The 8,982-nt window shown below is 44.9% G+C and carries 11 protein-coding genes and 1 pseudogene; 10 read left to right on the top strand and 2 right to left on the bottom strand.

The window, feature by feature from the left end:
* The 4 genes from H3V00_RS11240 to H3V00_RS11225 form a co-directional block, all read left to right on the top strand.
* Nucleotides 1–3,035 (top strand): RHS repeat-associated core domain-containing protein (locus tag H3V00_RS11240; protein WP_198208133.1); only part of this gene is annotated, 3,035 nt, incomplete at its 5' end.
* Nucleotides 3,035–3,538 carry a hypothetical protein gene (locus H3V00_RS11235; RefSeq protein WP_025315292.1) on the top strand — a complete coding sequence of 168 codons (504 nt, stop codon included), beginning with the start codon at nt 3,035–3,037 and terminating at the stop codon, nt 3,536–3,538. The genes H3V00_RS11240 and H3V00_RS11235, both read left to right, overlap by 1 nt.
* Nucleotides 3,539–3,582: 44 nt before the next feature.
* The gene (locus H3V00_RS11595) at nt 3,583–4,344 is read left to right on the top strand and encodes an RHS repeat domain-containing protein (RefSeq protein WP_080690465.1); all 762 of its coding nucleotides are present in this window, start codon (nt 3,583–3,585) and stop codon (nt 4,342–4,344) included.
* Between the two features lie 3 nt (nt 4,345–4,347).
* Entirely contained in the window at nt 4,348–4,728 is a 381-nt protein-coding gene (locus tag H3V00_RS11225; RefSeq protein ID WP_198208135.1) for a hypothetical protein, read from the top strand.
* Nucleotides 4,729–4,787: 59 nt separating this feature from the next.
* Here the strand turns inward: H3V00_RS11225 and H3V00_RS11720 are convergent, their stop codons facing one another.
* A complete protein-coding gene (locus H3V00_RS11720; RefSeq protein WP_158500021.1) occupies nt 4,788–4,949 on the bottom strand; it encodes a hypothetical protein in 162 nt (53 codons plus the stop codon).
* Here H3V00_RS11720 and H3V00_RS11715 point away from each other — a divergent pair.
* From H3V00_RS11715 to H3V00_RS11210, 3 genes and pseudogenes are all read left to right on the top strand, one after another.
* Nucleotides 4,932–5,291: pseudogene (locus H3V00_RS11715) on the top strand (hypothetical protein); the annotation flags it as partial. The gene H3V00_RS11720 and the pseudogene H3V00_RS11715 overlap by 18 nt on opposite strands.
* A gap of 78 nt (nt 5,292–5,369) precedes the next feature.
* Nucleotides 5,370–6,083: an RHS repeat domain-containing protein gene (locus H3V00_RS11520; protein ID WP_232336000.1), complete on the top strand. Its 714-nt coding sequence runs from the start codon at nt 5,370–5,372 to the stop codon at nt 6,081–6,083.
* A gap of 49 nt (nt 6,084–6,132) precedes the next feature.
* A complete protein-coding gene (locus tag H3V00_RS11210) occupies nt 6,133–6,630 on the top strand; it encodes a hypothetical protein (protein ID WP_198208139.1) in 498 nt (165 codons plus the stop codon).
* 49 nt (nt 6,631–6,679) lie between these two features.
* On the opposite strand, the gene H3V00_RS11610 is transcribed toward H3V00_RS11210, so the two are convergent.
* Nucleotides 6,680–6,823, bottom strand: coding sequence for a hypothetical protein (locus tag H3V00_RS11610; protein WP_304944952.1), 144 nt, complete (start codon nt 6,821–6,823; stop codon nt 6,680–6,682).
* Nucleotides 6,824–6,932: 109 nt separating this feature from the next.
* On the opposite strand from H3V00_RS11610, the gene H3V00_RS11200 reads away from it, so the two are divergent.
* The 3 genes from H3V00_RS11200 to H3V00_RS11190 form a co-directional block, all read left to right on the top strand.
* The gene (locus H3V00_RS11200; RefSeq protein ID WP_198208143.1) at nt 6,933–7,121 is read left to right on the top strand and encodes a hypothetical protein; all 189 of its coding nucleotides are present in this window, start codon (nt 6,933–6,935) and stop codon (nt 7,119–7,121) included.
* 400 nt (nt 7,122–7,521) lie between these two features.
* A complete protein-coding gene (locus H3V00_RS11195) occupies nt 7,522–8,157 on the top strand; it encodes a hypothetical protein (RefSeq protein ID WP_198208145.1) in 636 nt (211 codons plus the stop codon).
* Between the two features lie 236 nt (nt 8,158–8,393).
* The coding region (locus tag H3V00_RS11190; protein ID WP_198208147.1) for a DUF6531 domain-containing protein at nt 8,394–8,982 on the top strand (589 nt) is incomplete at its 3' end.

Here is an 8,982-nt window from a genome sequence, read left to right as displayed (position 1 = left end):
TTATCTACCGCGATTCCCATAGCCGCATCGTCGAAATTGCCGATAACGACAACGCCGCCCGCATCAGCCTGCACTATCAGGATCAACGCCATCCGCAGCGCGTGACCGAAATCCGCCAAGAGCTGAGCGACGGCAGCCGCCGCTTACTGAACCGATACCAGTACACCGAACAGGGTGACCTGCAACAGGTCTTTGATGCCGAGAACCGCCAGACACGCGAATTTGCCTACAACAGCGACCGGCGCATGACCTACCACCGCCTGCCCACTGGCTTGCAGTGTTATTATCAGTGGAGCCACTTCAGCACAGCAGATGTAGAGACCGCATGGCGAGTAACCCGGCACTGGAGCGAAGCCGACGGTCAGCGACTGGAAGACTATCGTTTCCATTATGATTTAGATAAACGCCTGACCACAGTAGAAGACAGCCTCGGCCGCATCAGCAAATATTACTGCAACGAATACTATCAAGTTACCCGCTACACCGATGCCCTCGGACAAAGCTGTGAATTAGAGTGGGATGATTACCAGAGGCTGGCCTGCATAACTGATCAGCAAGGTGGACAATGGCACTACAGCTACGATGCACAGGGTCGGTTAACCGAAGAAACCGACCCACTGGGCAGAACTACCCAGACCCAGTGGTTGCCGCACTGGGCGTTGCCGACCATCAGCGTCGACCTCGACGGCAGCAGCTGGCGCTATTACTACGACGAGCGCGGCAACCTGCTCACCGTCACCGACCCGTTACAGCAGCATACCCACTACCAGTACGACCGGCACGGCCAGGTTGTCTGCATCACCGATGCACGCGGCGGCAACAAACATCTGCGTTGGAACGAAAATGGCCAGCTGATCCAGCATGTAGACTGTTCCGGCTCCATCACCCATTTCTATTACAATACCGCTGGTAACCTCACTAGTATCACCAATGCCATCGGTAACAGCAGCAAATACCAGTACAATGCAGCCGGCCAGCTCATTGGCGCCACCCTGGCGGACGGCAGGCAGGAACACTACAGCGTCAATGCCGCCGGCCAGCTACAAAGCTATACCGATCCGGCCGGCCACACCACCCGCTACCGCCGTGACCAGCGCGGACTGGTACATACCCGCATCGATGCCGCCGGCCGTCAGCTCGGCTTCAGCTACGACGCCTACGGCCGCCTTACCGCCCTGACCAACGAAAACGGCGAACAGTACCGGTTTCAGTATGATGCCGGCGACCGCCTGACCGAACAGACCGATCTGGACGGACGCAGACAGCAGCTAAGCTACGACCCGCTCGATAACGTCAGCAGCGTGCGCTTTGCAGCTGGCAGCCCGCATCAGCTTGAACACCGCTTCAAACGCGATGCCGTCGGGCGCTTAATTGGCAAATACACCCCCAACGGCACCACTGCCTATCAGTATGATGAAGCCGACAATCTACTCAAAGTCGGCTTTAAAGCCGCCGGTTTACTGCCGGAAGCCGAACCGGAACTGATCAGCTTCAGCTACGACATAATGGGCAACCTGCTGAGCGAAACCACTGCACAGGGTGTTCTGCAGCATCAGTATGACAAACTGGGCAACCGCATCGCCACCACCCTGCCGGACGGACGTACCATCAATAAACTGTATTATGGTTCCGGCCATCTACACCAGATTAACCTGGACGGCCAGATTATCAGCGACATCGAGCGTGACCTGCTGCATCGGGAAACCCTGCGCAGCCAGGGCAGAATGAATACCAGTTTTCAATACGACCGCACCAGCCGCCTGACCGAAAAACAGACCAAACGCCCGGGAGCGGGTATCCTGCCGGATATCATACTGGACCGCAGCTACAGCTACGACAATCTAGACCGGCTGGTAAGCAAAAAACACAACCGGCAGGGACAAAGTGATTACCGCTACGACGTGACCGGACGCATCGAAAGCTGCCGCAACGAGGCGTACTGGGAAACCTTACAATACGATGCTGCGGCCAACCTGCTGGACAGAAGACGTGGTGAAGAAGAAAGCAATCAGAACCTGATCCGTTTTAATCAGCTGCTCAGCTTCCGCGGATTGAAATACAGCTACGACGAACACGGGCGTACCCGCAGCAAACAAACCGCCAGCGGTACCCAGTATTACCATTACGATGCCGAACACCGCCTGACCGAAGTGCGTATCGAACGGCTGAACCATACTGAACGCTACGGCTACGTCTACGATGCCCTCGGCCGGCGGATTGAAAAACACCGACTGGACCGTGACGGCAAACCATGCAACCGCACCACCTTCCTGTGGGACGGGCTGCAAATGATTCAGGAAAGCGGCGCAGACAAACAGCAGAGCCTGTATCTGTATACCGATGAAGGCAGCTATGAACCGCTGGCGCGAATAGACAGAAACGTTAATCAGCAAGAGCATATCTACTACTTCCATACCGACCTGAACGGTATACCGGAGGAGCTGACGGATGAAACTGGAGAAATCGTCTGGGAATGCTCATACCAGCTGTGGGGCAAACCGATACAGGAGATTGCTCATACAGAGATACAACAGAACCTGCGGTATCAGGGACAGTATTTAGACAGAGAAACCGGACTGTACTACAATACCTTCAGGTATTATGATCCGGATACAGGCCGCTTTACCCAGCCGGATCCAATCGGGTTGGCCGGTGGATTTAATCTTTATCAGTATGCGCCTAATGGGTTGACTTGGATTGACCCGTTTGGTTTGATGTGTAGTAATACAAGTTTCAAAGCAGCCTTTAGAGAAGCAAAACGGAGATTAAGAATTCCTCGTAATACAAATACTCCAAAACCAGTAAAGGTTTATGATAATAAGTATGAAAACAGAACGGTTTGGGAGTATAAAGTTGATGGAAATAAGAAATACATTATTTTACACGAGGAAGATAAATTTGGTCGCGGCCCTCATTTTCATACTGCTGATGATTTGCACGGTGATCCTCTCCAACCAAAAGTAAGATATAATCAACATGGTGGACATATTCCTGAAAATATGACAGGAATTACAAACGCTAAAGGCAGAAAATAATGTCATTATCTTTAAAAGAAAAATTGAAATTATCAGTTATTAAAAAAGAAAAAAAAGCAATTCTTCAAAATATCTCAAATAAATTACGGATTGATAATAACAGCAACTCGATAACGTTTGAGTCGCATGATTATAATGTCTTTTTGTCAAAATTTATTGATAATATTGAATATCAGCCAGTAGATTTATCAGTAAATGAAAATTTATTATTTAACCGATTTTGTGATTTTTTGAGTAGTATTGATAATAATGATTTAGTAGTTTTCCAAATTATCACTTGTAATACATATTATTATTTAAAATTGCATATTAATAACATTAAGCAAAATCCAATATTATTTTGGAATATTAAAGTAAAGAATAGTAACAAGACGCTAGAGTGTTTGCTAGTTGCCATAAATAACTCTTTTGGGTTTTCAATTTTACCAACAGAGAATTTTTATGAATTAAGAATATGGAATAGTAATAATTACGCTATAGAAAATCGTAAATATCTAAAGTAATAATGGAAATTATAAAGCTTAAGTAGTAGGTACTATATGGCTTAATTAATTTCTTTATCCTCACCGCCACAGATAGCAATCAACCACGGTTTCGCATAGAAGCAAGCGGCAACCAAGAACAACATATCCGCTACTTCCACACCGACCTGAATGGCTGTCCGGAAGAACTTACCGATGCAAACGGTAAAATACTGTGGGAATGTAGCTTTCAGTTATGGGGAAAGCGGATTCATGAAATCGAACACGAACCCATAGAGCAAAACCTCAGATATCAGGGACAATATTTAGACAGAGAAACTGGCTTACATTACAATACGTTCAGGTATTATGATCCGGATATAGGTAGATTTACCCAGCCAGACCCGATTGGGTTGCTGGGTGGGTTTAATCTGTATCAGTATGCACCTAATGGGTTGACTTGGATTGATCCTTGGGGGTGGAGTTGTGGATCTAGTGCTTATAAAGGCAAGCTTAATTCGGCTGCCTCTAAAATGAAGCCTATTCAAAGAGGAACAAAAGAATGGAAATTGGCAATAAAAAATACACAGGCAGCCTTGTTAGCTGGTGATAAATTTCAGGTAAAAGTTAAATCAAGTACTGATGCTAAAGCTTTTTTAAAAGAAGCTCAAGGAAATATGAACCGTTATAAAGCGCATACTCAAAGTTCTAGACCTGATGGTGTGGCTAAATATCCTAAAGGATACGAACAACACATGAGTCCAGAAAGCGGTTTTGGTGATACTCCGCATATTAAATGGTATAACAATGGAACGGATGGTCATATTTTTTATGATATTCCAAATTAAATTATGAAAAATAATTATTCATTTAAACAATTAATTAATAAAGAAATTATTTCAGACTTTGAGAAAAATGATATTTTTCTGAGTATGCTAAATATTATACAAACAGGAAATTTATTATTATATACAACCTCCTTTTCTGACTTAATTCCTTTTTTCACAAAGGAAAAATATTATATTGCACATAAATTAGTTTCTTATAAAGGAAAAAAAATAATAATAAAAGGAGAAATGTTTAAAGTCTCAAAAAGTGAGCTAATAAATTTTATTCAAAAATCAATAAATATTGGCGATATGCGAGAATTTCTAATTTCGCCGATTTTGAGTAATAATAAAAAGGAAGTTCTATATTTAACAGAAGATTCATATTATTTATATGAGTCTTAGTTTTATTTAACTATGCATATTGGAAGTAAATACATCGCGACAACCTGCACCGCGAAGTATTACGTACTCAGGGATGCCTGAACACCCAGTTCAAATACGACCGCAACAGCCGGCTGCAACACAAACAGATACGGCGCAATCAGAATCCCATCCTGCCTGATATCCTCATCGAACGCAGCTACCAGTACGACAACCTCGACCGATTGGTAAGCAAAAAACACAGCAAACACGGCCAGACCGATTACCGCTATGATCACACCGGCAGAATCGAAGGCTGCCGTAATCAGAGATACTGGGAAACCCTGCAATACGATGCCGCTGCCAACCTGCTGGACAGCAAATACAGAGAAGACTACAGCAATCACAACCTGATTCGCTGTAACCAGCTCCTGCATTTCAGAGGACACCACTACCGCTACGACGAGCACGGCAGAACTGCCAGCAAGCAGACCATCGGCACAACCCAGCACTACCACTACGATGCTGAACACCGCCTGAGCGAAGTACGCATTGAGCAAACAGGCCGCAGCCAGCGTTACGGCTACGTCTACGACGCCCTCGGTCGGCGGATCGAAAAACATCGGCTGGACCGAGATGGCAAACCATGCAACCGCACCACCTTCCTGTGGGACGGACTGCAAATGATTCAGGAAAGCGGCGCAGACAAACGGCAGAGCCTGTATCTGTATACCGATGAAGGCAGCTATGAACCGCTGGCGCGAATAGACAGAAACGGTAATCAGGAACAACACATCTACTACTTCCATACCGATCTGAACGGCTTGCCGGAGGAGCTGACGGATGAAGCCGGTGAAATTGTGTGGGAATGCTCATATCAGCTGTGGGGCAAACCGATACAGGAGATTGCCCATAGAGAGATACAACAGAACCTGAGGTATCAAGGACAGTATTTGGACAGAGAAACCGGCCTGCACTACAATACTTTCAGATACTACGATCCGGATACAGGCCGCTTTACCAAGCCGGATCCAATAGGGTTAAATGGTGGCTTTAATCTTTATCAGTATGCGCCGAATCCCCTCACATGGATCGATCCGCTGGGGTTAACCAAAGACCCTGTTTACGAAAACCCAGGTCATCATGACTCTCGTCCTTTGAAGAATAGGCGAGAACTATTTAATAGCAAAAAAAATGTTATCCCAGAAAATGCTGAGGAGCTTTTTAAATATAGTCTGGTTGATCCTGATAATCCAAAAACTCGATGGACAAAAGTTGGTGAAGGGAAAAGGCTGTTTGGCATAGATTCCAAAGCACTGCGCCAGATAGTTCTGGTTCTTTTCATTGGAATGGTTCTACAAATAGCGTCGATTTTAAAGGCAAACCGAGGGCATTAGATATTAAATTTGTGTCTAAATTTGCCAGGAAAATGAAAGGATGTAAACCATGACTCTGCTAATAGGTGATAAATCTCGTATAGCTGTTGAGTATTCAATACTTAATCGGGAAATGTTTTTTGGTTGTGCGAGATTATGGTTTAATAATTCATTTATTGGAAGTTTTAGTGATCCCATATATCTTGATGGATATTTGCTTGGCGGATGTTATGAAATACTATCTAAACCGGTGCTTAATGATAGATATTCATTTGATAATCCGGTTAAAATATATAAATCAATTGATGATGATTTGTTGCGTGATGATGATAACCATGACTTAGCACTATCTTATCGTGTTAATTTTGGTACGTGGTCAGATTTTTTTGATATTTATTCGTATAAGTTATCAGAAAGCACTGGTGCGATTTTATGGAAATTAATTCATAAATATGATGAATTGAAAGACTTAATAAATTATCCGTCATGTGTATTTTATGAAACTTTTAATTATAGTGAGTTAATTGAAATCATGGATCAACTTAATTCTATAAAAACACAACAGTAAAATAAAAGGGGCCGGGAAAATAATCGGCCCCTTTAGTTCATTTTATTGCTTAAATTCCCTTAACCACCTGTTTAGCCTGATAAAGCTGCTCGCGCAGTTCCTGCACCCGGTTGCTCTTAACCATCAGCACAATACACTCGTCCGAAATCTTTACCGTCACGCCACGCCCGGTCTTGAATCCCGCCTCTGCCAGCCAGTCGCCCTAAGCTACAGATCGGGACTGCGCGAGTATCCGGCGCAGCAAACAGACCGCCGGCGGTACCCAGTATTACCATTACGATGCCGAACACCGTCTGACCGAAGTGCGTATCGAACGGCTGGAGCATACTGAACGCTACGGCTACGATGCACTTGGCCGGCGGATTGAAAAACACCGGCTGGCTCGTGACGGTAAGCCATGCAACCGAACCACCTTCCTGTGGGACAGGATGCAGATGATTCAGGAAAGCAGTGCAGACAAACGGCAGAGCCGTATCTGTATACCGACCTGAACAGCATGCCGATAGAGTGACAGACAGAAAATCCGTATACAGGTGATTCGATCCTGCCTTTATCCACCGATAACAATTGCGTTAAGCAGTTTTCTGCCTATTAAAAGACAAAAGCCAGCTTCATAAATATTCAATTTAGTCTTCGATTTACAATTATGCAACACTATCTCTCATTATTTCGATCAAATTAATTTAACAAAATCAAACTTCTTAAAATATTAAGACATTAATTAAATTGATATTATTTTATTTTAAATAATAGATCAATTCACTACTTAACATAAATAATTAATTATTTATGTTAATTTATATGCATCTAAGTTATTAATTTAATTTAGAATATATTTATATTAATTTACATATTTTGTTTTATTTTAATTTACAAAATAGGAATATCAATATGGGGGAAGCATACTGGGCTGCCCGTGAAGGGGACGTTCTTTTACATACTTCACTACTGGCTGATATTGTAAGTACGGCTGTTGAAATGGCCTGCTATGCAGTCATAGGGGCTGCATGTGTTTTCGTCACAGCAGGAGCAATAGCTTTAGCAGGAGGTGCCACTATCGCAGCGGCAGTGGCAGCTGGTGCAGCTGCGGTAACAGGTAGTGCCGGAGTAGCCGTATGCCTTGCAGGGGAAATTGCCTCTATTGCTGCTTCATATAAGTTAGGAAATCCTATTTCGAAATTTGCAGACTGGGTCGCCAGCTTCTTGCCACCATCTGAAGATGGTAGGATTAAAACTGGCTCCCAAAATACTCACACCAATGACTTACCTTCCGCCCGTGCTGCCGGCATAGTAAGAAAAGCAGAAGAGAATACCGAAGATCTACAACAGCCTGAAGGTTTTATTAAAATAGCCGGCAACATACTGCAAAGCGCAGAGCAGACAGCCAGTGAATTTATCAGACCTACCGTTGCTTCTCCAGATCCAAGTACAACTGAACCCAGAAATAAAGATCAAATTATCTGTGAAAACACTTCAAATCTGTACCTGAGCCTGTTGCCAACAGTGATGATGAAGATGATGAAGTAGAACTCGGTACCGGCACGGCCGAATATCTGGCCGAAGGTTCTAAAAAAGTCTATATCAACAGCCAGCCGGCAGTACGCAGCAATGACCGCAGTACCTGCGAAGCCAAAGTCACCGATGACTGCGAAGGCAGCGTTAAAGTTTCCAATAATGTACGTATCGGTGGTGAATCTGTTGTTGTCCGTGAAATTAAAAGCGGCAAACACCCCATTGCGCAGATAGTCGCTATTGCGACACTAGTGTTAGCCCCTGGAAAATTTTTATCAAAACTAGGCCCATTTTCCAAGTGTGTTATTCGAGCAGCTATTATTGGCTTTGGTGTTTCAAAAGCGTTGGGACCTTCTACAGATAAACCGGTTCATCTGCCAACCGGTGCCAAACTGCTTGATGGTCCCGAAGAGCTCGATTTCTCCCTGTCGGCTCACCTGCCCTTCGAATGGCAGCGTTTCTACAGCAGCGTCGACACCCGCACCCACAACATGTTCGGTGCCGGCTGGAGTGTTGACTATGAAATCGAAATGGAAATCGACCCGCAGCCTGATGGTTCCTGTGCTGCCGTCTATATCAACGAAGAAGGGCGGCGTATCGAAATCGAACCTATCCAGCCAGGTAAAGGCATACGCGGTCTTAACGAGAATTTATCCATCCGCCGCGGTGAACAGGACCGCTGGGTAATTGAAGACGACAACGGCTTCTACCGTCTGTTCGAACCTGATCCCAACAACCCCAAACGTCTGCTGCTTAGCATGCTGCAGGACCGTAACGACAACCAGTTACTTATCTACCGCGATTCCCATAGCCGCATCGTCGAAATTGCCGATAACGACA

This window comes from Snodgrassella sp. W6238H11 (assembly GCF_016100525.1).
Lineage (GTDB): Bacteria > Pseudomonadota > Gammaproteobacteria > Burkholderiales > Neisseriaceae > Snodgrassella > Snodgrassella alvi.
Note: the sequence above shows the minus strand (reverse complement) of the source record. Positions and strands in the feature narration are given on the sequence as shown.

Bases quoted from the DNA above. Each gene is read 5' to 3' on its own strand.
- H3V00_RS11235 (WP_025315292.1), top strand. From the start codon at position 3,035: ATGTCATTATCTTTAAAAGAAAAATTGAAATTATCAGTTATTAAAAAA.
- H3V00_RS11225 (WP_198208135.1), top strand. From the start codon at position 4,348: ATGAAAAATAATTATTCATTTAAACAATTAATTAATAAAGAAATTATT.
- H3V00_RS11520 (WP_232336000.1), top strand. From the start codon at position 5,370: ATGATTCAGGAAAGCGGCGCAGACAAACGGCAGAGCCTGTATCTGTAT.
- H3V00_RS11210 (WP_198208139.1), top strand. From the start codon at position 6,133: ATGACTCTGCTAATAGGTGATAAATCTCGTATAGCTGTTGAGTATTCA.
- H3V00_RS11195 (WP_198208145.1), top strand. From the start codon at position 7,522: ATGGGGGAAGCATACTGGGCTGCCCGTGAAGGGGACGTTCTTTTACAT.